The sequence below is a fragment of the Curtobacterium sp. SP.BCp genome (assembly GCF_051903255.1).
Taxonomy (GTDB): Bacteria; Actinomycetota; Actinomycetes; order Actinomycetales; family Microbacteriaceae; genus Curtobacterium.
Window position 1 is genome coordinate 2,849,362 of the sequence record NZ_CP194338.1, and the last position, 21,763, is coordinate 2,871,124.

The 21,763-nt window shown below is 72.0% G+C and carries 21 protein-coding genes; 12 read left to right on the plus strand and 9 right to left on the minus strand.

The window, feature by feature from the left end; all coding sequences use genetic code 11:
- The first annotated feature begins 23 nt into the window (after window positions 1-23).
- The 6 genes from ACRQ4C_RS13515 to ACRQ4C_RS13540 are packed head-to-tail and all read left to right on the plus strand — an operon-like array spanning window position 24 to window position 6,015.
- Window positions 24-872, plus strand: coding sequence for a carbohydrate ABC transporter permease (locus ACRQ4C_RS13515; RefSeq protein WP_290134197.1), 849 nt, complete (start codon window positions 24-26; stop codon window positions 870-872).
- On the plus strand, window positions 872-1,969 hold the full coding sequence (locus ACRQ4C_RS13520; RefSeq protein ID WP_439689008.1) for a hypothetical protein: 1,098 nt from the start codon (window positions 872-874) through the stop codon (window positions 1,967-1,969). Before ACRQ4C_RS13515 ends, ACRQ4C_RS13520 begins: the two co-directional genes overlap by 1 nt.
- A complete protein-coding gene (locus tag ACRQ4C_RS13525) occupies window positions 1,966-3,039 on the plus strand; it encodes a glycoside hydrolase family 130 protein (RefSeq protein ID WP_439689009.1) in 1,074 nt (357 codons plus the stop codon). The genes ACRQ4C_RS13520 and ACRQ4C_RS13525 overlap by 4 nt, the downstream gene beginning before the upstream one ends.
- Before the next feature lie 33 nt (window positions 3,040-3,072).
- Complete coding sequence (locus tag ACRQ4C_RS13530) at window positions 3,073-5,142, plus strand: hypothetical protein (RefSeq protein WP_439689010.1); 2,070 nt, start codon at window positions 3,073-3,075, stop codon at window positions 5,140-5,142.
- 49 nt (window positions 5,143-5,191) lie between these two features.
- Complete coding sequence (locus ACRQ4C_RS13535; protein WP_439689011.1) at window positions 5,192-5,488, plus strand: hypothetical protein; 297 nt, start codon at window positions 5,192-5,194, stop codon at window positions 5,486-5,488.
- Entirely contained in the window at window positions 5,485-6,015 is a 531-nt protein-coding gene (locus ACRQ4C_RS13540) for a GNAT family N-acetyltransferase (RefSeq protein WP_439689012.1), read from the plus strand. Before ACRQ4C_RS13535 ends, ACRQ4C_RS13540 begins: the two co-directional genes overlap by 4 nt.
- 42 nt (window positions 6,016-6,057) lie before the next feature.
- Here the strand turns inward: ACRQ4C_RS13540 and ACRQ4C_RS13545 are convergent, their stop codons facing one another.
- Window positions 6,058-6,690, minus strand: coding sequence for a maleylpyruvate isomerase N-terminal domain-containing protein (locus ACRQ4C_RS13545; protein WP_439689013.1), 633 nt, complete (start codon window positions 6,688-6,690; stop codon window positions 6,058-6,060).
- 46 nt (window positions 6,691-6,736) lie between these two features.
- The gene (locus ACRQ4C_RS13550) at window positions 6,737-7,672 is read right to left on the minus strand and encodes an SDR family oxidoreductase (RefSeq protein WP_439689014.1); all 936 of its coding nucleotides are present in this window, start codon (window positions 7,670-7,672) and stop codon (window positions 6,737-6,739) included.
- Between the two features lie 106 nt (window positions 7,673-7,778).
- On the opposite strand from ACRQ4C_RS13550, the gene ACRQ4C_RS13555 reads away from it, so the two are divergent.
- Window positions 7,779-8,624 (plus strand): helix-turn-helix transcriptional regulator, encoded by an 846-nt coding sequence (locus tag ACRQ4C_RS13555; protein WP_439689015.1) that lies wholly within the window; start codon window positions 7,779-7,781, stop codon window positions 8,622-8,624.
- 18 nt (window positions 8,625-8,642) lie between these two features.
- Here the strand turns inward: ACRQ4C_RS13555 and ACRQ4C_RS13560 are convergent, their stop codons facing one another.
- The 3 genes from ACRQ4C_RS13560 to arfA all read right to left on the minus strand — a co-directional run bounded on the left by ACRQ4C_RS13560 (window position 8,643) and on the right by arfA (window position 11,967).
- Window positions 8,643-8,795, minus strand: a complete 153-nt coding sequence (locus ACRQ4C_RS13560) for a hypothetical protein (RefSeq protein WP_439689016.1) — start codon at window positions 8,793-8,795, stop codon at window positions 8,643-8,645.
- A 92-nt stretch (window positions 8,796-8,887) separates the two neighbouring features.
- Entirely contained in the window at window positions 8,888-10,198 is a 1,311-nt protein-coding gene (locus ACRQ4C_RS13565) for a PP2C family protein-serine/threonine phosphatase (RefSeq protein ID WP_439689017.1), read from the minus strand.
- A gap of 266 nt (window positions 10,199-10,464) precedes the next feature.
- Complete coding sequence (arfA, locus tag ACRQ4C_RS13570; protein WP_290130962.1) at window positions 10,465-11,967, minus strand: arabinosylfuranosidase ArfA; 1,503 nt, start codon at window positions 11,965-11,967, stop codon at window positions 10,465-10,467.
- Window positions 11,968-12,230: 263 nt separating this feature from the next.
- Here arfA and ACRQ4C_RS13575 point away from each other — a divergent pair, with 263 nt between their 5' ends.
- The 3 genes from ACRQ4C_RS13575 to ACRQ4C_RS13585 are packed head-to-tail and all read left to right on the plus strand — an operon-like array spanning window position 12,231 to window position 15,501.
- On the plus strand, window positions 12,231-13,595 hold the full coding sequence (locus ACRQ4C_RS13575) for an extracellular solute-binding protein (RefSeq protein WP_290130961.1): 1,365 nt from the start codon (window positions 12,231-12,233) through the stop codon (window positions 13,593-13,595).
- A 24-nt stretch (window positions 13,596-13,619) separates the two neighbouring features.
- Complete coding sequence (locus ACRQ4C_RS13580) at window positions 13,620-14,585, plus strand: carbohydrate ABC transporter permease (RefSeq protein WP_290130960.1); 966 nt, start codon at window positions 13,620-13,622, stop codon at window positions 14,583-14,585.
- A gap of 1 nt (window position 14,586) precedes the next feature.
- Window positions 14,587-15,501 carry a carbohydrate ABC transporter permease gene (locus tag ACRQ4C_RS13585; protein WP_439689018.1) on the plus strand — a complete coding sequence of 305 codons (915 nt, stop codon included), beginning with the start codon at window positions 14,587-14,589 and terminating at the stop codon, window positions 15,499-15,501.
- Window positions 15,502-15,588: 87 nt separating this feature from the next.
- On the opposite strand, the gene ACRQ4C_RS13590 is transcribed toward ACRQ4C_RS13585, so the two are convergent.
- On the minus strand, window positions 15,589-15,966 hold the full coding sequence (locus ACRQ4C_RS13590; protein WP_439689019.1) for a VOC family protein: 378 nt from the start codon (window positions 15,964-15,966) through the stop codon (window positions 15,589-15,591).
- 86 nt (window positions 15,967-16,052) lie between these two features.
- Between ACRQ4C_RS13590 and ACRQ4C_RS13595 the strand changes: the two genes are divergently transcribed.
- Window positions 16,053-17,129, plus strand: coding sequence for an ABC transporter substrate-binding protein (locus ACRQ4C_RS13595; RefSeq protein WP_439689020.1), 1,077 nt, complete (start codon window positions 16,053-16,055; stop codon window positions 17,127-17,129).
- Window positions 17,130-17,295: 166 nt separating this feature from the next.
- Here ACRQ4C_RS13595 and ACRQ4C_RS13600 read toward each other — a convergent pair whose 3' ends face one another.
- On the minus strand, window positions 17,296-19,347 hold the full coding sequence (locus ACRQ4C_RS13600) for a transglycosylase domain-containing protein (protein WP_439689021.1): 2,052 nt from the start codon (window positions 19,345-19,347) through the stop codon (window positions 17,296-17,298).
- A gap of 245 nt (window positions 19,348-19,592) precedes the next feature.
- Between ACRQ4C_RS13600 and ACRQ4C_RS13605 the strand changes: the two genes are divergently transcribed.
- Window positions 19,593-19,799: a hypothetical protein gene (locus ACRQ4C_RS13605; RefSeq protein ID WP_439689022.1), complete on the plus strand. Its 207-nt coding sequence runs from the start codon at window positions 19,593-19,595 to the stop codon at window positions 19,797-19,799.
- A gap of 12 nt (window positions 19,800-19,811) precedes the next feature.
- On the opposite strand, the gene bla is transcribed toward ACRQ4C_RS13605, so the two are convergent.
- Complete coding sequence (gene bla, locus ACRQ4C_RS13610; protein ID WP_439689023.1) at window positions 19,812-20,744, minus strand: class A beta-lactamase; 933 nt, start codon at window positions 20,742-20,744, stop codon at window positions 19,812-19,814.
- 26 nt (window positions 20,745-20,770) lie between these two features.
- The gene (locus ACRQ4C_RS13615) at window positions 20,771-21,760 is read right to left on the minus strand and encodes a family 16 glycosylhydrolase (protein ID WP_439689024.1); all 990 of its coding nucleotides are present in this window, start codon (window positions 21,758-21,760) and stop codon (window positions 20,771-20,773) included.
- Window positions 21,761-21,763 lie beyond the last annotated feature (3 nt).

Consider the following 21,763-nt stretch of genomic DNA (forward strand, 5'->3'; position numbering starts at 1 on the left):
CGAGGCGGCGGCGACCCCGCCGCATGGACGGGGTGCAGCTGACCCGCGGCCAGGCCGCGCTGCGCTTCGTCGTGCTGCTCGCCGGTGCGCTGCTCTTCCTGTTCCCGTTCTGGTACATGGTGATCGGCTCGCTCCAACGCGAGCCGGACACCTCCGTGGCCGGTGCGTTCCCGAACCCCGCGAACATCGACCTGCACAACTACGCACAGATCGACTCCCGTGTGGACCTGCTGCAGGGCCTCGTGAACTCGGGCATCTTCACGGCCGGGGTGGTGCTCTGCACGGTCGTGTTCGGTGTCCTCGCCGGGTACGCGCTGTCGGTGCTGCAGTGGAAGGGCCGCGGCGTGACGTTCGCACTCGCGCTGCTCGTGCAGGTCGTGCCGTTCCAGCTGCTGATGATCCCGCTGTACGTCCTCATCGCCCGTGACTACGGCCTGAGCGACAACTACCTCGGGATGATCCTGCCGTTCGCGATCAACTCCGCCGCGGTGGTGATCTTCCGGCAGTACTTCCTGCAGGTCCCGCAGGAGATCTTCGACGCCGCCCGCATCGACGGCGCCGGGGAGCTCCGGGTGCTCTGGAGCGTCGCGCTCCCCCTCATCCGACCGGCGCTCGTCACCGTCGTGCTGGTCACGTTCATCGGGCCGTGGAACGAGTTCCTCTGGCCGTTCCTCATCACGAAGGAAGCCTCCATGCAACCGCTCGCCGTGTCCCTGGCGAACTACATCTCGAACGTCGCGTCCTCGACCGCGAACCCGTACGGCGCGATCCTCGCCGGCGCGGTGGTGCTCGCTGCCCCGGTGGTCGTGCTGTTCATCGTGTTCCAGCGCTGGTTCATCGCGACCGACATCGGATCGGGGGTGAAGGGCTGATGCCGGCGCTCACGACCGATCTGCTCGCCGAGGAGTACCAGCGGGCCCTGCAGCACACGAACGCGCTGACCGACCGCATCTCGACCGATGACTTCTCGGCGCACTACGCCGACCCGCCCGCGTGGATGATCGGGCCGTTCCGCCGCGACCCGTCGCTCACCTTCACGGCGCCGGAGTGGACCGACCCGACCGGCATCGGTTGGACCGCGTCGTCGGTCTTCAACCCGACGCTCGTGGTCGCGCCTGACCAACGCGGCACCGTGGTCGCGGTGGACCCCGACACCGGCCGGGAGGCACGACACGCCCTCCACCTCGTCTACCGGGCGTCCCCGGTGAAGGAGTCGACGTCGTCCCGGATCGGGCACGCGGTCCTGACCGCGGACGGCTGGGTCGACGACGGTGCGCCGATCCTCTGGCCGACGGAGGCGAACGAGGGACTCGGCGTCGAGGACCCGAAGCTGTACCGCGCCGAGGGGCGCTGGTGGTGCTACTACAACGCGATCTGGGACACCCGGGGCAGTGCGCTGCGGGACAGCTACCCGGACGCCGGGGACGTCGGCTGCGACATCGCCCTCGCGGTCTCGGACGACCTCGTGCACTGGGAGAAGACCGGCGTCGTCGTGCCGTACGAGGTCTCGCACCTGTGGGCGAAGGGGGCGGTCATCCCCCGGGACGACCGCGGCAACGCCGTCCGGATCGGCGGCGAGTACCTCATGTACGTGTCCGAGGGGTGCGGCGGGAAGCTGACGGTCGGGCGCTCGGACGACATGCTCCACTGGACCTTCACGCACGAGGACTACCTCGACGTCAGCGCGCTCGGCCAGCACGTGCACGAGGTCGCCTGCGCCGTGGTCGACGGCGACCGGCTCGTCCTCGACTTCTTCCTCGCCGACCACGACGGCGCGTTCGCGGCCGGACAGGCGCTGTACGACGTCGATGCGCCGTTCACGCAGCTCGACGTGCACGCCGGTGGTTCCCTCGCCTGGGGCGGACTGCTGCGGTGGCCGACGCCGGACGGTCCGCGGCTCTTCGCACAGGGGTGGGACGCGCCGCGCGGCAGCCGCGAGCTGTACTGCTACGAGGAGGTCCCGGCATGACCCGGACCGTGCCGGCAGCCGAGTTCCCGTACGCCCTCGAACGGGTCGGTCTCGTGATGGAACCGCTGGCCGACGAGCCGCTCGAGGCCGAGGGCGTGCTCAACCCGGGCAGCGGGTACGGACCGGACGGCGAGCTCTACCTGCTCCCCCGGCTCGTGGCGGACGGCAACGTCTCCCGCATCGGCATCGCCCGGGTCGTCGTCGAGGACGGCGTCCCGACCGGTGTCGAACGGCAGGGTGTCGTGCTCGAGCCCGAACGGTCGTGGGAGGTCGGCGCGGTGAACGCCGGCGTCGAGGACCCGCGGACCACGTGGGTGTCGGCGCTCGACCTGCACGTGATGACCTACGTGGCCTACGGACCGCTCGGGCCCCACACCGCCGTCGCCGTGTCGAGCGACCTCCGGACCTGGCAGCGCCTCGGGCCGGTGCGGTTCGGGTACGACGACGCGCTCGACGTCGACCTCTCGATGTACTTCAACAAGGACTGCGTGTTCCTGCCGGAGCCCGTCACGGCCCCGGACGGCACCGAGAGCCTCGCGGTGCTGCACCGGCCGGGCTGGGACCTGTCGGAGATCCGGCCGTCCGAGGGGCTGCACCCGCCGGGCTGGGTCGAGGACACCCGTCCGTCGATCTGGATCTCGTTCGTGCCGCTCGACCGGGTCCGTGCGGACGTCGGGGCGCTCGCCGAGTGGCGCGGGCACCGGGTCCTCGCCGGGCCGACGGAAGCGTGGGAGGAGCTCAAGATCGGCGCGGGGCCGGCCCCGATCCGGGTACCGGAGGGCTGGCTCCTGCTCCACCACGGTGTCACGGGCGAGCTCGTCGGCTCGCTCGCGCAGCAGCAGAACGTGAACTACGCCGCCGGGGGCATGATCCTCGACGCCGAACGCCCGTGGGAGGTGCTCGTCCGGACGGCCGAGCCGCTCATGACCGCGGACACCGACGACGAACGGTCCGGCATCGTGCCGAACGTCGTGTTCCCCACCGCCGTCGAGGAGATCGACGGCGTCCACCACGTCTTCTACGGCATGGCGGACTCCAAGATCGGCGTCGCACGACTCGTGCGGCGCTGATCGCCCCCACTCCCCCTCGAACGAGGAGATGCAATGGTGCATCGCACCCTCCTGGCCGCGCTCGTCGCGGCTGCCACCGCCGCGGCGACCCTCGTCGCCGCCCCGGCGCAGGCGACCACCCCGCGCACCGCGACCGCCGAGGCGGGCGCGAGCAGTGCCTCCCGGCAGGTCACGAACCTCGACCACCTCGACTTCCTGCTCGACGACGTGCCGCTACCGGACGTCCCCGGACACAGCACCTACCAGCAGACGCAGCACCCGACCGCGACCGCACCGTGGGTCTACGCGGACCGGAACGCCGACGGGACCTACCGCCGCGTCGGCGGCGGCACGCTCGACCCGGCGACCGGGCACTGGGGGCAGGGCGCGTTCGACGCCGACGACATCAGCCGCGCTGCCGTCGTCTACGTCCGCGACTGGCAGCAGAACGACACCGCATCGAGCCGGGAGCACGCCCGGGAGCTCCTGCGCTCGCTGACCTACCTGCAGACCGACAGCGGGCCGGACGCGGGCAACGTCGTGCTGTGGCAGCAGGCCGACGGGACGCTCAACACCAGCCCGACACCGCCGGACTCGCCGAACCCGTCCGACTCCGCCGACTCGTTCTGGATCGGTCGCACGATCTGGGCACTCGGCGAGGCCTACCCGGCGTTCCGGCACACCGACCCGGGCTTCGCGCGGTTCCTCCAGGACCGCCTGCGTCTGTCGCTCGGCGCGCTCGAACGGCAGTCGCTCGCCTCCTACGGCCGCTACGACACCGTGAACGGATCGCGCGTCCCGTCGTGGCTCATCGCCGACTCGACGAGCGCGACCGCGGAGGCCGTGCTGGGGCTGAGCGCCTACGTCCGGGCCGTCCCGAGTGACCGGCAGGCGCGCACGGTGCTGCAGCGGGAGACGACGGGCATCGCGGCCATGCAGCGCGGCGACACGACCTCGTGGCCGTTCGGTGCCGTGCTCCCGTCGGCGACCTCGCAGTCGACCTGGAACGCCTGGGGCGGGATGGCCCCGGCGGCACTCGCGACGGCTGGTTCCGTCCTGCAGCGCTCCGACTGGCAGCGGGACGCGGAGCGCGAGACCGCGCAGTTCGCCGCCGAGGTGCTGGCCTCCGGCGGCCCGGACAACGGGTGGACGCCGACGCCGTTCGACCGGACGCAGATCGCGTACGGCGCCGACTCGCTCGTGCAGTCGTTCCTCGCCGTGGGCGGAGCCGGGCAGGACCGCCTCGCCGCGATCGCCGCGGGCTGGTACTTCGGCGCGAACCCGGCGGGGGTCCCGGTGTACGACCGGTCGACCGGTGCGTGCGTCGACGGCATCGCCGCGGACGGCACGGTCAACCGGGGCTGCGGCGCCGAATCGGCGATCCACACCGCGCTGTCGATGCTCGCGCTCGACGCCCACCCGGCGGTCCGTACTGCGGCCGAGACGGTCACCTCCCGGTCCGACGTCGACGGCATCACGACCGTCGAGGCCGAGGGCGGGGCGCTGTCCGGTGGCGGGGGCGGCCGCGTCCCGACCGTCGTCCGTCCGGATGCGGCGTGGACCGGCTCGGCGAACTGGTCCGGGCAGGCGTACGTGCACGCGCCCGCCGGATCGACCATCACGATCACCGTGCCCGCGTTCCGCCAGGACACGCTCCTCTACCCGGTCGTCTCGCAGGCCTCCGGTCCGTCTGGTCGCACGGACTGGACAGTGCGCGGAGCAGACGGCCGGACGCGGTCGCTCGGATCGACGCCGAACGGTGGCGCGGGAGCACAGGGCACGGCACCGACGTCGGCGTTCCTGCACCCGCTCTCGCTGGGCCGGACCGCCCCGGCGGGCACGACGACGATCACGGCGACCGTGCGCAGCGGATCGGCCGACCTCGACGCGGTGCTGCTCCGGCCGGTGGTCTCGCACCTCGGGCTGGGGGCCGCTGCGTCGCCGTCGGACCTGTTCGTGAACGGGACGACCTCGGCACGATCGACCACCGCGACCTTCGAGCAGCGCTCGACCGTGTCGGTGTACGACCGCTCCGGTCGGCTCGTCCGGACCCTGCAGCTCGCTCCTGGAGCCCAGCGGGTGCCGCTCGCACCGGCCGGGTTCACGGTGGCGGCGCCGCGCTGACGCGTAGGACCACGCTCGCCGTGCGCGTGTGCCCCGCTACCGTTGGGGCATGCGCGCACGGCTCCGTCTCCACGCACCGGCCCTCGTGCTGCTGTTGCTCGCCGGGGTGGCCGTCGTGGTGGCGGTCCTCGCGGAGTCACTGGCGTGGCCGGTCGCCCCGGCGTTCCCGTCGCTGCACAGCGGCAGCTACTCGTACGTGGCCGGGTCGGCAAGCTTCCGCGCGGCGCTCGTGGCGCGGGCAGTGGCGTGGACCGCCGCGGCCCTCGTCGTGCCGCTGGTCGTCGCTGCCCTGCTCGCCGTCGTCGTCCGCGGCCGTCGCCCCCGCCGAGGGACGGCCGGGTCGTGATCGCCCTCAGGCCGTGGCGTTCCACCGACGCCGACGCGCTGGTCGCTGCACGCACCTCGACCGACGACCTCGGCACGCAGTTCGGCCCGCTGGCGGACTCCGGAGCCGCGGCGCGCTTCATCGAGACCGTGCTCGTGACGGCCCCCGACCGGCAGCACTGGGCGATCGTGGTCGACGGTGTCGCGGTCGGCAACGTCGGCCTCACCGCGATCGAGCGACGGCACGACACCGCGTGGGTGTCCTACTGGCTCGCGCGCTCCGGTCGTGGTCGCGGACTGGCGACCCGCGCGGTGGCCACGGTCGCCGAGCGGGCGTTCGGTGACGGGCTGTTCCGGCTCGAGCTCGGGCACCGGGTGAACAACCCCGCGTCGTGCCGCGTCGCGACGGGTGCCGGCTTCCGGGCCGAGGGCGTCGAGCGACGGAAGCTCCGGTACGGCGACGAGCGGTTCGACGTCGAGACGCACGCTCGGTTGGCGACCGATCCGTCCCCCGAGGTCGAGCCGCTGCCCGTCGACGGATCCGCCTGACGGTCCCTCCCGAAAAAGGCCCAGAGCACGGGCCACGAAGGCTCAGAGCACGGACCACCCGCTCGCGAGCGCCGCCCGTCCGGTGAGGGCGCGGAGCAGCACGGGGGCGTCGCCCGAGGACGGGTCGGCGTCGCCGACGAGCAGCCCGAGCACCCGGAGCGCTTCCGCTGACGCCGCAGCTGGCGGATCGAGGTCGAGCCCCGCCGCCACCCGGAGGTCGATCGTGTGCACGGTCAGCTCGAACACCCTCGTCGGCAGGTACGCGGCGAGCGCCCACTCCCCCATCGGCGCGACGATCCGGCGGTCCCCACCGGCATCGCGGACCTGGGCGACGACCCGCTCCACGATCACCGCGACGCTCGCCGGACGGTCCGTCCCGAGGTCACGTCCGGCCTGCCGCCCTCGCTCCGCCACGGCCGCCGGATCCGCGCGCGAGGACCGGACGACCCGGTAGTAGTCGATCGTGGTCGCTGTCGACGTCGTCGTCCCCTCGTCCAGGTACTGCTCGACCGTGGTGAGTGCCCGCACGGTGTGCCCGACGAGGTCGCTCCGGCTCCACTCGCCGAGTGCCGGACGGTCCCACCCCAGCGGTTCCGCGGAGTCGAGCGCCGCGACCGTCGCCGCGAACCAATCCGCGGCGGTCGCGAACGCGTCCCGCGTGCTCGTCCAGGTCATGTCCCACCCTCCCGACCCCATGCTGGCGCGTACGGTCGATCGGCGTTCAGGCGAACCGCGCTCCCGTCAGCCGCAGGGACTCGTCCCAGACCCGGCGTGCCTCGGTGTCGTCGGTCAGCGACGGCCAGGTGTCGATCCAGCCCGCTGGCCCGCCGACGCCGAGGCGCCACGTCGGGGCCGCGAACCGTCCCGCTCCCGCCGGGTCGGTGGCGGCGAGGAGAGCCGGGTACGCGGCCGTCTCGGGGGTGCCGACGACCCAGCCCCGGGCGGAGAGCCAGCGGATGAGCCGGACCGCGGTGGTGTCGGTGCTCCGGCCCATCTCCGGCCGCGCGGCGAGGAGACTCGTCGGCGCGACGCCCGGGTGGCTGATCGTCGTGGTGATCCCCCAGCCCTGGGCCTCGCTCCGCCGTCCGAGTTCGAACGCGAAGAGCGCCGGGGCGATCTTCGACTGGCCGTAGGCCCGCATCGCGTCGTAGGACCGTTCGGACTGCAGGTCGTCCCACTGCACACGGGCTCGACGGGCGGCGATGCTCGTCTGCACGACGACGCGAGCGCCCGCAGCGCGCAGCAGCGGGAACAGCGCGGCGACGAGCGCGACGTGCCCGAGGTGGTTCGTGCCGAACTGCAGCTCGAAGCCGTCCGCCGTGGTCGTGCGCGACGGCGGGGTCATCACGCCGGCGTTCGCGACGAGGATGTCGATGGGTCGGCCGTCCCGGACGAGCCGCTCCCCGAGCGCCGACACTGAGGCCAGGGACGAGAGGTCGAGGGACTCGGCCTCGAGCCGTGCTCCCGGGTGCTCTGCCCGGATGCGGTCCTGCGCCACCGCGAGTTTCGAGGCGTTGCGAGCGGGCATCACGACCTCGGCGCCGGCCGCGGCGAGGTGGGCGGCGATCCGCACGCCGATGCCGTCGCTGGCGCCGGTGACGAGGGCCCGGCGCCCGGTCAGGTCGGGGATGGTCGGTGCGTGGACGGTGCGTGGCATGGTGGGTCCTCCGTGGTCGGTGCCCTCAGCCTGGCCCGCAGCCCGTCCCGGAGCCACGGCCTGACGATCCGTGGCTGGGAGCACCGTGGTGCGAGAAGATCGCCGCATGATCGACCGAACCGGACTCGCCGACTTCCTGCGGAGTCGTCGCGCCGCGCTCCAGCCCGAAGACGTCGGCCTGCCACGAGGGGCCCGACGTCGCACGAGCGGACTCCGGCGCGAGGAGGCGGCGCTCCTCAGCAACATGTCCGCCGACTACTACGCGCGGCTCGAACGGGGGCGCGGACCGCAGCCCTCGGACCAGATGCTCGCGTCGATCGCGCAGGGACTGCGGCTCTCGCTCGACGAACGCGATCACCTGTTCCGCCTGGCCGGGCACGAACCGCCGACGCGCGGTGCCGGGTCGGACCACGTCGGTCCGGGGATCATGCGGATCCTGGACCGTCTCGTCGACACCCCGGCCGAGATCGTCACCGAGCTCGGTGAGACGCTCCGCCAGACACCCCTCGCCGCCGCCCTGGTCGGGGACGCGTCGATCCGCACCGGGCACGCCAGGAGCATCGGGTACCGCTGGTTCACCGACCCGGCCGCGCGGGCGCTGCACCCCGAGGACGAGCACGAGTTCCTGTCGCGGATGTACGTCTCCGGTCTCCGCGGTGTCCTCGCTCGGCGTGGCCCCGGCTCACGGGCCGCGGCCCTCGCCGAGGACCTCCTCGCCCGGAGCGCCGAGTTCCGCGCGGTGTGGGCGCTCCACGAGGTCGGCATCCGTCCGGCCGAGGAGAAGCACTACGTCCATCCGGAGGTCGGCCCACTCACCCTGCAGTGCCAGGTCCTGCAGGACACCGACCGTGAACAACACCTGCTCGTCTACACGGCCGAGCCCGGCAGCGACAGCGCCGACCGGCTCCGACTCCTGTCGGTCATCGGTTCGTCCGCCGCGACGCACGCCTGACCGCGCGCCGCTGACGCGTCAGCGCCGGAGGAACGCCCCGGCGACGAGTCGGAGCGGCAGCAGCCCGGTCCAGGTCGCGGCCCGGACCGCGATCGGCTGCCGCAGCGCATCGCTCGGCACCGCGGCGCGCGCGGTCGCTCCCTCGGTCTCCCAGTCGGTCGGTCCCGGCATGGTTCCCCCTCCGTCGGCACGATCCTAGGACGCACCGGTGCCGGCCTGGAGGCACGCCGCGGCTCGGTCAGGACGCGCGGGCCACGGGGTGGTCACGCCGGGTGGGAGCCGCCCCACGTCACGGCGATGATCGTCACGTCGTCGGCGCGGTCGCCGCGCTCGGCGAGCGCCGCGACGTCGGCGACGAGACCGTCGATGTCGTCGCGGGCATCGACGAACGCCTGCCAGCGGTCCAGCGACGCGAGGTCGCCGCCGAACAGGTCGAGGACACCGTCACTGACGCTGACGACGCTGTCCCCGGGCTGGAGGTCCGTCTCGACGCTGGTCCACCCGGACCCGACCCCGAGCGGCAGGTGTCCGGAGCGGAGGAACTCGCTGCCGCCTGCCGCCCGACGGACCAGGGTCAGCCCGTGACCGGCGTCGACCCATCGCAGGGTCCCGTCGAGGCTGATGCGGCCGTGGAAGCACGTCGTGAACTGCGCACTGACCATGTCCACGGAACCGGTGCTCAGGCCGGCGGAGGTCCACCGGAACGCGAGCGCGGGGTCCGGCTCCTCGAGGCTGCTCCGGATGACGGCGCGGACCGCTGCGGCGATCATGCCGGCCCCGACGCCCTTGCCCATGACGTCGCCGAGCGTGAAGCCCATGCCGCCGTCCGGTGTCGGGTACCAGTCGTAGAAGTCGCCGCCGACGGTGCGGGCCGGGACGCAGGTACCCGCGACGCGGATCGCCGACGGGAGTCCGTTGCCGTCGACAGGCTGCAGGGAGCGCTGCACGATCGCGGCCTGGGTGACCTCGGCCTCGGCGACCCGACGCGAGCGCTGGGCGACCGTGAGCTGCGCGAGGGACCGTCGGGAGAGCTCGTTGACCACGGCGGCGGCTGCACTGTAGACGACGGCGGCGATGACCAGCCGGACGACCTCGCTGCCCGGGAAGGCGCGTCCGGGTGCGAGGGCGAGCGGCAGCAGGATCGTCACGAACACGCCGAGGACCGGGACGAGGACCCGCCACCGTCCGTGCCCGGCGGCGATCCAGACGACGGGGAGCACGAGGATCGCGAGGAAGACGGACCGGGTCTCGCCGGTGCCGAACCGCAGGAGTCCGACGGCGACGAAGTCGAGCAGCGGGATGACGATCTCGGAGCGCGCCAGACGGGTCGACCGTGCCATGAGCGCCGCGAGGCCGAGCAGCACGACCGCGAGGCCCGCTCCGGTCCACATCGCCGTGGCGTCGGTCACCGTCAACCACACCGGCAGGAGGGTGCTCGCCGCGGCCGCTCCGACGATCAGCGCGGCGACCAGTGCCTGTTTCGCGAGGGGCTCCCACGCGGCCCGCAGGCCGGACAGCACGATGGGACCCGTGTCGGTCGCCCGGACGGTCCGACGGGGTGGTGCCTGCGTCATCCCGCTCCTGTCGACGGCGCTGTCGTCCCGGTGACGGACGACGTTCCCACGGACCACAGTAGTCCGCCGACACGTGTCGAGCGCGCTGATCGCCGCGCCGGCCCGTGGTGCAGGCGCCCGTCCTGCCGGAGCCGAGCCGTGCCTCCAGGCAGACCGCGCGGAGCGCGCAGGGCGCGCCGCACACGGCAACGGGTGCCGACCCGCTGTCGCGACCCGGCACCCGCTGTGCTCACTCGACGCTCGCCGTGGCGCGCGCCGAGGCGTCCTCAGCCGATCGAGACGGCCGTCCAGGAGACGGGCGGCAGTTCGATGGTGATCGTGTCGCCCTCGCGGCGGACGGTCTCGTTGGTGCGGAGGCCGACGCGCTCGGTGTCCGAGAGGTCGTTGACGAGGTGCACGTCGTCCTCCCAGATGCCCTCGGCGCGGACCTCGCCGTCCGCGCCGATGCCGGCGAGGTCGATCGTGACGGTGGTCGACTCGGTCTGGTGGCGGTTCACGAGGAACACCGCGGCCCTGCCGTCCTCGATGGTCGCGGCGGAGTCCACGACCGGGACCTCGCCGTACTTGCCACCGTCGACCGTGTCACCCGAGGCCTTGACCTGGAGCGAGGTGCCGTTCGCGAGCTTGGACGTCAGCGAGAACGGGAAGAACGTCGTCTGGCGCCAGGCCGGGCCGCCCGGCTCGGTCATGATCGGGCCGATCACGTTGACGAGCTGCGCGATGCTGGCCGAGGCCACGCGGTCGGCGTGACGGAGCAGCGAGATGAGCAGCCCGCCGACGACGACCGCGTCCGCGACGGTGTAGACGTCCTCGAGCAGGCGCGGCGCGACCGGCCAGTCCTGCAGCTCGAAGGTCTTCTGCTGCTCGTTCCACTTGCTGAGCGACCAGACGTTCCACTCGTCGAACGAGATGTCGATCCGCTTGTCCGACTTCTTGTGCGCCTTGACGTGGTCGGCGGCGGTCGTGACGGTGTCGATGAAGTGGTCCATGTTCACGCCGGACGCGAGGAACGACGACATGTCGCCGTCCTCCTCGTAGTAGGCGTGGGCGGAGATGTAGTCGACGTCGTCGTAGGCGTGCTCGAGGACGGTGCGCTCCCACTCGCCGAACGTCGGCATCGACGCCCCGGAGGACCCGCAGGCGACGAGTTCGAGGTCGGGCTGGATCTGGCGCATGGCCTTGGCGGTCATCGCGGCGAGCTTGCCGTAGTCGTCCGCGTTCTTGTGGCCGAGCTGCCAGGGGCCGTCCATCTCGTTGCCGAGGCACCACATCTTCACGGCGAAGGGCTCCTGGCGGCCGTTCGAGCGGCGGTACTCGCTCAGTGCGGTGCCGGCGTCGATGTTCGCGTACTCGAGGAGCTCGATGGCCTCCTGCGTGCCACGGGTGCCGAGGTTCACCGCGAGCATGAGCTCGGAGTCCACCTGGTCGAGCCAGTGCTGGAACTCGTGCAGCCCGACCTCGTTCGTCTCGGTGGAGTGCCACGCGAGGTCGAGGCGACGGGGACGCTGGTCGACCGGGCCGACGCCGTCCTCCCACTTGTAACCGGAGACGAAGTTGCCGCCCGGGTAGCGGATCGCGGACACGTTCAGCTCCTTGACGAGCTCGATCACGTCCTTGCGGAAGCCGTGCTCGTCGGCGGTCTCGTGCGCGGGCTCGTGGATGCCGTCGTAGACGTGCCGTCCGAGGTGCTCGACGAACCCGCCGAACAGGCGACGGCGCACCGGCCCCACGGTGAACGCGGCGTCGAGGACGAGGTGTGTGCGGGGCATGGATCTCCTTCGATCGTCGTGCGTCGGGGTGACACGAAAGTGAGCGCTCACCCAGCCACAACGCTAGCCGGTTCGGGGCGGGGACGAAAGGGGTGGTGCTCCGGCGTGTCCAGCGCTAATGTGAGCGCTCACGGAGCGATGATGCCCCCACGGCACGTCGCCCCGACCGGAGCAGCGAAGGAGCCTCACCACGGGGCTGCGACGCCGCAGCAGTACGGAACACCGACCCTGTTCCGCTCGGCCCGTCCCGATGGAGTGATGCCATGCCGATCCGACCAACCCCGCCCGTGCAGCCGCGCGGTGGGTCCTTCACCCGGCGGAGCCTGCTCGCCGCAGGAGCCGCGGCCGCCACCGTGCTGCCGCTCGCCGCCTGCTCGAGTCCGCTCGCAGCGGGCATCGCCGGTGCCCCGCTCAACCCGGAGACGCTCGTCTTCTGGAACCTCTTCGGCGGCGGTGACGGCGCTCGCATGCAGCAGATGGAGGCGGGCTACGCCAAGCAGCACGGCGGACCGTCCTCGATCCAGGCGACGACGTTCGCCTGGGGCAACCCGTACTACTCGAAGGTGACACTGGCCACCGTCGGGAACAAGCCGCCGGACGTCGCGATCGCCCACCTCACCCGCGCGAAGCCGCTGTGGGACGGCGACCTGCTCGACCCGATCACCTCGGACGACCTCGCGAGCGTCGGCCTGAGCGCCAGCGACTTCAACCAGAAGGCGTGGACGGCACAGAAGACCGACGGCAAGAACATCTGCATCCCGCTGGACACGCACCCGTTCGTGCTCTTTTACAACGTTGACGTGTGCCAGAAGGCCGGCCTGATCGACAGTGACGGCAAGCTCAAGGACCTCTCCGGGCTGGAGGCGTTCGAACAGGCACTCGCGGCCGTCTCGAAGGTCACCGGTGGCGTCGCGCTCAACGTGGCGAACGTCAGCGAGATCGCGACCCCGTGGCGCTTCTTCTGGACGATGTACAACCAGATCGAGGGGTCGACGCCGTTCATCAGCGACGGCGGCTCGAAGCTCACGGTGAACGAGGACAACTACACCAAGGTCACCACGATGACCGAGAAGTGGGTGAAGAACGGCTGGCTCAACAAGGGCCTCGACTACGCCACCGCCGAGACCCTGATGTTCACCGGCAAGGCCGGGTTCTTCATGCAGGGCGAGTGGGAGATCAGCACGGCGCAGTCGATCAAGGGGCTGAAGTTCGGCATGGCGCCGATCCCGCAGCTCTTCGACAAGCCGGCCACCCAGGCCGACTCGCACACGTTCATCCTGCCGAGGAAGGACCGCACGCCGGAGCAGCGGAAGGCGCACATGCTCTTCATCAAGCAGATGCTGGAGCAGAGCATGACGTGGGCCGAGGGCGGGCACGTGCCGGCCTACATGCCCACGTTCGACAGCACGGCCTACAAGAAGCTCGAGCCGCAGTCGGACTACGCGTCCGCTGCCGAGAGCGCCGTGTTCGACGACCCCGCCTGGTACGGCGGCTCCGGGTCGACGTTCGAGAACACCGTCGGGGCGCAGCTCGCGCTCGTGCAGCAGGGCGCCTCGAGCCCCGCGGCGGCCCTCTCGGCGATCAAGAGCCAGCTCAGCACGTACCTCAACACCCCCAGCCCGCTGTAAGCCCCGCGCGAAAGGCACGACGACGTGACCGCAGCACCAGTCCTGACCCGCCCGACGGAGGCCGCAACGGTCCCGCGGCGGCTCCGCACGCGTGTGAACAGCACCACCCGTGGCCAAGGCCGCAGCGGATGGCTGTTCCTCGCCCCCTTCGGCCTGTTCTACCTGGCCTTCCTGCTCGGCCCGACGGTCTGGATGATCGTCTCGAGCTTCTTCAACACCTCCACCGTCCGCACCGGGCTCGGCAGCTTCGCCGGGTTCGCGAACTACGCGGAGATGCTCGGACGCGCCGACTTCTGGTCGTCGCTCTGGCACACCCTGCAGTTCACGCTCTACACGACCCCGCCACTGGTCATCCTGGCGTTCGTGTTCGCGGTGCTCACGAACCGGATGAACCGCGGCCAGTGGTTCTTCCGCCTGGCGTTCTTCCTGCCGTTCATCCTGCCGTCGGCGACCATCTCGCTGATCTGGGTGTTCATCTTCACCCCCGCGACCGGTCTGTTCGCGTCGGTCCAGCAGGCCCTCGGCATCACGCCGGGCGCCGGCGTGCTGGCCAGCCCGAACACCGCGATGATCGGCGTCGCGATCGCCACTGTCTGGTGGACCCTCGGGTTCAACTTCGTGCTCTACCTGGCGGGTCTCCAGGAGATCCCGCGCGAGCTGTACGAGGCCGCGGCGGTCGACGGGGCGTCGAGCTGGCAGCAGATCAAGTCGATCACCCTGCCGCTCCTCGGCCGCACGACGACGCTCGTCATCCTGCTGCAGATCATCGCGAGCCTGAAGATCTTCGACCAGGTGTACCTGATGACGAACGGCGGCCCGGGCATCTCCACCCAGGTGTCGCTGCAGCTCATCACGGGTGTCGGCTTCACCGACAACCGCCTCGGTGCCGCGTCGGCGGCGTCGGTGCTCCTGTTCATCGTGATCGTCGCGATCGCGGTCATCCGGCAGCTCGTCGAGCGCGCTGCCGCCAAGCGAGAGATCGGTGCCTGACGTGACCACCACCGAGAGCGTCACCACCGCCCGGCCGAAGCTCCGTTCCGGGGTGTCGGCCGCAGCCCCCGCGAACGCGGCGAAGATCGGCGTCTCCGGCAGGGGCTTCAACATCGTGGCCGGGATCATCCTCGGCGTGTTCGCGATCATCTGGCTCATCCCGAGCCTGTTCGCCCTCAAGACGTCGCTGTCCGACAACGGCGTGGCCGCACTCGGAGCGAGCGCGATCCTGTCGAACTGGAACCCGACGCTGCACTCCTACGCCGCGCTGTTCCAGGCCGGCGACATCTGGAACTGGTACCTGGCCTCCGGCATCACGAGCCTCGTGACGACGGCACTCACGGTGCTGTTCGCCTCGATGGCCGCGTTCGCGCTGTCGCGCCTGGTGTTCCGCGGTCGCAACGTCGCGTTCCTGCTCATCATCCTGGGCATCATGATCCCGACGCAGGTCCTGATCATCCCGATCTTCCAGGAGCTCAACGCGGTCGGTCTGCTCAACACCTACTGGTCGGTCATCTTCCCGCAGGTGCCCGCGGTCATCGCGGTGTTCATCTTCAAGCAGTTCTTCGACGGCATCCCCCGAGAGCTCGAGGAGGCTGCACGCATCGACGGTGCGGGCATGTGGAAGATCTACTGGTCGGTGATCCTGCCGCTGTCGCGTCCGGTCATCGCCGCGGTCGCGATCCTGACGTTCGTCGGGGTCTGGAACAACCTGCTGCTGCCGCTGTTCGTGCTGTCCAACCCGGACCTCATGACGATCCCGGTCGGGCTCGCCACGGTCCAGGGCAGCTTCGGTCAGCGCTACGCCGACATCCAGGCCGGTGCGATCCTCGCGGCGCTGCCGCTGATCATCCTCTACCTGATCTTCCAGCGGCAGATCGTGGAGGGCGTGACGGGGTCCGGCCTCAAGGGCTGACGCCACCACCTCACGAACGGAGGCACGGTGCCGGCTGGCACCGTGCCTCCCGTCCGTCTGATGCCCGCGCAACGCGCGGGGCGCCCCTCAGATCGGCGCGAGCCGCGTGCGCAGCAGGCAGAACTCGTTGCCCTCCGGGTCCTGCAGGACGTGCCAGGACTCCTCCCCCGTCTGCCCCACGTCGGCCGGCCGTGCGCCGAGCGCCAGCAGTCGCTCCAGCTCGGCGTCCTGGTCGCGGTCGACCGGGCTGAGGTCGAGGTGCAGCCGGAGGGGCTGCGCCTTCGCGTGCTCGACCTTCGCGAGGATGATCGTCGGCGTCGCGCCGCCGAACCCGGAGGCCGGACCGATCTCGATGCCGTCCTCGTCCTTCCCGAGTTCGACGTAGTCGAGCACCGCGCACCAGAAGCGCGAGAGGGCCTCGGGGTCGGCGCAGTTGAGGACGAGTTCGCTCAGTCGGCTGCTCATGCCGCGGACGCTACCCGTCGGTGAGCCCACTCGGTCGTCCGCGACGACGACCCGGAGCACAGGCCGCGCGGCTAGCCTTGCTCGTCGTGACGCTCCCCCGCCGGCCCCTGCGCGCCCTCGTGTTCGCCGCGGTGGTGGCGTGCGCGCTGGCCCTCGCCGGGTGCAGCGGGACGTCCGGCACGGAGACCTCCCCGGACGGCGGGCGCGGTGGCGGTGGCGGTGGCGGTGGCGGTGGCGACGCGAGGACCACCGGCTGGTCGTACCAGGACGCCACCGGCACGACGATCCGCCTCGACCACCGCCCCGAGCGGGTGGTCGCCCTCGACGACCTCGCGATCTCGATGGTCCGCTCCGGCCTGCACCCCGTCGGGACCTTCGGCCGGCTCCCGCTCGCCGAGGACGACCGGTGGGACGGCCTCGACACCGACGGCATCGCGGACGTCGGATCGGCGAGCACGACCGACGGTGCCGGCGACGGCTCGGACGGCATCGACGTCGACCGGGTGGCCGCGCTGAGGCCCGACCTCATCGTGACCACGATCGCGCCGGTGGACGCCTCGGGCACGCTCCCGACCGACCACGTCGGGACGGGCATCGCCGACGCTCCGCAGCAGCGGGAACTGGCGAAGATCGCGCCGGTGGCCGAGGTCCGGTGGGGTGGTGACGGCGCCGACGTCGTCCGGGACGTGACCGACCTCACGCTGTCGCTCGGCGCCGAGCAGTCGGTCGTCGACGCAGCGGAGACCGAGTTCGACGACGCCGCGTCGGCGCTGGAGGCAGCGACCCGCGACCACGACGTCCGGCTGACCGCGCTCTACGCCGACCACGACGGTGTCTACGTCGCTCGTCCCGAGGACGTCCCCGCGCTGCAGCTCTGGGCGTCGCACGGTGCCGATCTGACCGTGCCCGGGCCGAAGGGCTACGCGTGGGGCGTGTACTCCTGGCCGAACGCCGGCAAGGTCCGGGGCGACGTGCTGCTGCTCTCGGACCAGGGCTACCAGGCGGACGACCTCGTGCGGCAGCCGACCTTCGCCGACCAGCCGGCCCTCGTCGCGGGGCAGGTGCACCCGTGGACGTCGCCCGTGCTCGACCACGCGTCCCAGGCCGCAGCGATGCGCCAGCTGACCACGTGGATCACCGAGAGCGAGCGCCTCGACCGGTAGCGGAGCGCCCGCGCCCGCGCGCCCGCGCGTCCCCGCCTGCCCGGCGAGTCTCGGCCCCGCGGACAGTCCCGCAGCCGGAGGGCCGCGAAACTGTCCGCCCAGCCGAGTCCCGGGAGACCGGCGGCGCCGGCTGGCCGGCCGCGCCCACCCCGCGGCACGGCGGCGGTCACCCTGCCGGGTAGGCCGCGTTCACCGCCTCCTGCGCCTGCTTCCACACCGATGCCCGCGCACCCGCGTACGTCCCGCCCTGGCCGTTGCCGACGTACCGGAGGTTCGTCTTCCCACCGTCCGTGTTGCCCTGCCAGTACGCGGTGACCACGCGGGAGGTCCCACCGACGAGCCACACCTGGTCCGCGACGTCCGTCGTGCCCGTCTTGCCGAACAGCGTCATGCCGTCGGCGGTCTGCCCGCCGGTCGCCGTTCCACCGCGGAACGCGCCCTGCATGACCTCGAACGCGGTTGCGGCGACGGCGGGCGAGAGCACCTGTCGGCAGGTCTCCGGCTGTCCGCCGAGGTCCTTCCCCGTGCGGTCCACGACCTCGTCCACCACGACCGGGTCGCAGCGGACGCCGCCGTTCGCGATCGCGGTGTACGCCGACGCCATGGTGAGCGGCGCGATGTTCTCGGTCCCGAGGATCGCCGCCGGGTTCGCACCGACCCGACCGCCCGTCGCGAGGTGGACGCCGAGCCGCTCCGCGACGTCCCGGACGTCGCAGAGGTCGAGCTGCGCGGCCATCGACACGTACGCGCCGTTGACCGACTGCGCCGTCGCCGCACGGACCGAGTACGGACCGGTCTGGCCCGGTGAGTCGTTCCGCGGGTTCCACGGCTCGTCGATCGTCTGTCCGCACTGGGTCCACGTCCGCTGCTCGTGCCGGGTGCCGTCCACCACCGTGTCCGGGCTCCGTCCGGCCTCGAGCCAGGCGAGCAGCGTGAACACCTTGTAGGTCGAGCCGGGCTGGAACCCGGTCGCGTCGCCGGAGGCCTCGTCCACGGCGTAGTTCAGCGAGCTCGACCCTCGGGGTGCCGCCGCCGAGCGGTCGTACGCGGTGTTCTGCGCCAACGTCAGGACACGTCCGGTGGAGGCCTCGACGGAGTCGAACGTCGCACCGAGGGCGAGTGCGGGTTCGGCGGCCGGGTCGTACCGGTCGAGCAGCGCCTTCTGCTGGGCGTTCCGGTCGAGGTCGAGCGTCGTCTGCACCCGGTACCCGCCCGTCCGCCAGGCCTCGTCGCGTTCGGTTTGCGTCGCTCCGAGCTGCGGCAGCGACCGGGCGACCTGCACGGCGTGTTCGCAGAAGTACTGCGCGCCGTCGACGACCGAAGCGCACCCCTGCTGCGGCGCGGTGAGGTGCACGTACTCCGCCGGCTCCGACGCGAGCGCGGTCCGGAGGTCCGCGGCAGAGAGGTGCCCCTGCTCGTGCATCGCGCGGAGGATGACGTCTCGCCGTGCCTGGTTGTCCCGGTGGTGGGCCGGCGTCGAGAGGTCCCGGCGCTCCGGCCACTGCACGATCGCCACGAGTGACGCCGCCTCGGCCGGGCTGAGGTCCGTGGCGTCCTTGCCGTAGTACCGCTGCGCCGCGGCCTGCACGCCGTAGGTCTGGTCGCCGAAGTACGCGATGTTGAGGTACGCGGTGAGGATCTCCTCCTTCGAGTACCGCTTCGCCAGGCCGATCGCGAGCTTGATCTCCTCGAGCTTCCGCTGCGGGGTCCGGGCCGTGGCCTCCGCGACCGCCGCCTCGGCCTCGGCCGCGGGCAGCTGCGACGCCTGTTCGATCTTGATGTTCCGGACCAGCTGCATCGTGAGCGTCGACCCGCCGGACCCGCCCTTCCCCTGCTTCGCCGCGACGCTGACGACACTGCGGACGAGCGAGGTCGCGTCGACGCCCCCGTGGCGCCAGAACCGCTTGTCCTCACCGTCGACGGCGGCGTGCTTGAGCGTGTTGCTGATCCGGTCGTACGGCAGCTGCTCGCGGTTCCGGTCGAACACGTCCGCGAGGTGCACGGGCTTCCCGCCGCGGTACGCCCACACCTCGTTGCGGCTCGGCAGCTCGCCGACCTCGATGTACTCCGGCAGCGACGAGAACGCGTCGATCGCCGACGACGTCCCGAACCCCGCCAGCGCGACCGCCGGGGTCACGCCGACGCCGACCACCAGGCCCGCCAGCACGCTCCCGCCGACGAAACCGCTCACGGCCGCGATCGCTCGTCCGAACCCCATGTGTCCCCCTCGTGCACCGCGGATCGGTGCGTTCCGTGTCGGACCGTGCCGGGCGGACCCGGACGGTCCCCGGGATCTCCCGGGGGATCCCCGGCGCGTGGACTGGGAGAGCGCCGAGTCGGTACGGATCGTTACCCCGTGAGGGCCTGGAGGCCCGTGGCGGCGCCGCCACGGGCCTCCAGGCCGTCCTCCGGTCACGTTCCGGCAACGGCCGCCCCTGCTCGCGCTGCCGGTACGCTCGCCCGGTGACCTGCGAACAGTGCGGACGGCCGGTCCGCGGCGAACCCGTGCGGACGGCGACCCGGACGCTGTGCCGGGAGTGCGGCGAGGACTTCCTCGGAGCCGCCGCCGGTCTGCTCGCGGGCGGCGGTGTCCCCGACGCCGTCGCGACCCGGGGCTGGTTCCGTGCGCTGCGGGACGCCGCCCGCGAGCGACGGGACCGCCGGCGGTAGCGAGCGCCGCCGTCAGCGGCGCAGCGCTCCGACCGCGGTCTTCGTCGCGGCGGCCACGAGCGCGTCCGAGGGCTCGGCGTCCGAGCGGTCGGTGCGGGTCATCACGACGAGCACGATCGGTCGCCGGCCCGGGGGTGTGACGACACCGATGTCGTTCCGGACGCCGTACGACCCCGTGCCGGTCTTGTCGGCGACCCGCCAGCCGGACGGCACCCCGGCGCGGATCGTCCCGTCGCCCGTGGTGGTGCCGAGCATCGCGGTCCGGAGCACGCGCTGGTCGTCGGCGTCGAGGGCGTCCCCGAGGAGCACGGCACGGAGGTCGGCCGCGAACTGCTCGGGCGTGCTGGTGTCCCGGTCGTCGCCGGGCGTCGCCGCGTTCAGGTCGGGCTCGAGCCGGTCGACGCGGGTCACACGGTCACCGATGCCACGGAGCCAGGACTCGACGGCGTCCGGGCCGCCGAGGCGCTCCACGAGGAGGTTCGCCGCGGTGTTGTCGCTCACACTGACGGCTGCGTCGACGAGCGCCCGGACGGTCATCCCGGTGTCGACCGAGCGCGAGGTGACCGGTGCGTACTCGAGCAGGTCGCCGCGGTCGTAGTGGACGACCGTGTCGAGGTCCGCCGCCGTCGACCGGTCGAGCACGGCCGCGGCGATGAACACCTTGTTCGTCGACGCGAACGGGAAGCGCTCGTCGCCGCGGTACGCGAGCGTCGTCCCGGACTCCGTGTCGACGGCGACGACACCGAGTCGGGCGTCGGACTCCCGTTCGAGCGCAGCCAGGGCGCCGTCTGCCGAGACCGTCGGCGCGGCGGTCGGGACGTCGGTGGGTGCAGCGGCTCCCGGAGTCGTCGCCTGCCCGACCGGTGCGCCGGGTCCGGAGCACCCGACGAGGGCTGCGGTGAGGCCGGCACCGACGACCAGGGCCGTCCATCGTGGAGCACGCACGACCCCAGCCTGCACGAACGACGGCCTCAGGGTTCGATCGACACCCAGTCGATGAGCACGTGGCCGGGCTTGCCGGTGTTGCCGATCTGGAACGTGTACCGGTGCGGGGTGGTCGGCACCGACTCCGTCACCGTCTCGAGCAGCACTCCGTCGAGGAAGTAGCTGACCGACTTCCCCGGCACCCAGACCGTCGTGTACGTGTGCCAGTCCTTCCACGACGCGTCGGTCAGGATCCGGTACGCCTTGTCGGCGTGGCCCGGCACCATCGAGTGGTGGAACACGTCCGGCTTGCCGGAGAAGCCGCCCTCGGGGTAGTCGAGCTCCCCCTCGGACGCGTCGTTCGAGGTCGGCCAGAGCATGACCGCCGTCCCGTTCCCCCGACCGCCCTCGACCTTCATCCGGATGCTGAACGTGCCGCCGGTCTGCGCCCACGCCGTCGCCGGCGGTCCGAATACCCCGGCGGCGCCCTGGGTACCGTTCATCGCGACGTCCATGACGCCGTCGTGTGCACTGATCAGTGCGCCCGAGTAGTACTTGTCGCTCGTGCCCTCGTCGTACGCCTGCCAGGCGTTCGCGTAGGTCGCGGCGAACGGTCCCCCGCTCGCCGCCGGGGTGGTGAAGTCCTCGAAGAACGCCGCCTGCGGACCGAGCACGGGTTCCGGAACGGTCGGGGTGGGTGTGCGGGGTTGCACGGCGCCCTCCGAGGTCGAGCCGGACGCGTGCCCGGAAGCGGCACCGCCTGCTGGCTCACCGGAGGCGGTCGTGCCGTCGGGAGCAGCACCGTCCGGCGCCTGCCGCGTCGGCGTCGCGCGGCTCGGCGACGCGCCGCTCGGCAACGCGCTGCTGGGCGACGGCGACAGCGACGGGACGAGCTCGCTGCCCTGCGCCGGCGTGAGGAACGCCAGCATCACGGCGACGGTGACCCCGGCGACGACCAGCACGACGGCTCCGCGGAGGAAGCCCCCGCGCGTCGAGGTGGTCCGCTCGCGCCGTTGCGAGGTGCGTTGCCGTGTCACGAT

Bases quoted from the DNA above. Each gene is read 5' to 3' on its own strand.
- ACRQ4C_RS13515 (WP_290134197.1), top strand. From the start codon at position 24: ATGGACGGGGTGCAGCTGACCCGCGGCCAGGCCGCGCTGCGCTTCGTC.
- ACRQ4C_RS13520 (WP_439689008.1), top strand. From the start codon at position 872: ATGCCGGCGCTCACGACCGATCTGCTCGCCGAGGAGTACCAGCGGGCC.
- ACRQ4C_RS13525 (WP_439689009.1), top strand. From the start codon at position 1,966: ATGACCCGGACCGTGCCGGCAGCCGAGTTCCCGTACGCCCTCGAACGG.
- ACRQ4C_RS13530 (WP_439689010.1), top strand. From the start codon at position 3,073: ATGGTGCATCGCACCCTCCTGGCCGCGCTCGTCGCGGCTGCCACCGCC.
- ACRQ4C_RS13535 (WP_439689011.1), top strand. From the start codon at position 5,192: ATGCGCGCACGGCTCCGTCTCCACGCACCGGCCCTCGTGCTGCTGTTG.
- ACRQ4C_RS13545 (WP_439689013.1), bottom strand. From the start codon at position 6,690: ATGACCTGGACGAGCACGCGGGACGCGTTCGCGACCGCCGCGGATTGG.
- ACRQ4C_RS13550 (WP_439689014.1), bottom strand. From the start codon at position 7,672: ATGCCACGCACCGTCCACGCACCGACCATCCCCGACCTGACCGGGCGC.
- ACRQ4C_RS13555 (WP_439689015.1), top strand. From the start codon at position 7,779: ATGATCGACCGAACCGGACTCGCCGACTTCCTGCGGAGTCGTCGCGCC.
- ACRQ4C_RS13560 (WP_439689016.1), bottom strand. From the start codon at position 8,795: ATGCCGGGACCGACCGACTGGGAGACCGAGGGAGCGACCGCGCGCGCC.
- ACRQ4C_RS13565 (WP_439689017.1), bottom strand. From the start codon at position 10,198: ATGACGCAGGCACCACCCCGTCGGACCGTCCGGGCGACCGACACGGGT.
- arfA (WP_290130962.1), bottom strand. From the start codon at position 11,967: ATGCCCCGCACACACCTCGTCCTCGACGCCGCGTTCACCGTGGGGCCG.
- ACRQ4C_RS13575 (WP_290130961.1), top strand. From the start codon at position 12,231: ATGCCGATCCGACCAACCCCGCCCGTGCAGCCGCGCGGTGGGTCCTTC.
- ACRQ4C_RS13590 (WP_439689019.1), bottom strand. From the start codon at position 15,966: ATGAGCAGCCGACTGAGCGAACTCGTCCTCAACTGCGCCGACCCCGAG.
- ACRQ4C_RS13600 (WP_439689021.1), bottom strand. From the start codon at position 19,347: ATGGGGTTCGGACGAGCGATCGCGGCCGTGAGCGGTTTCGTCGGCGGG.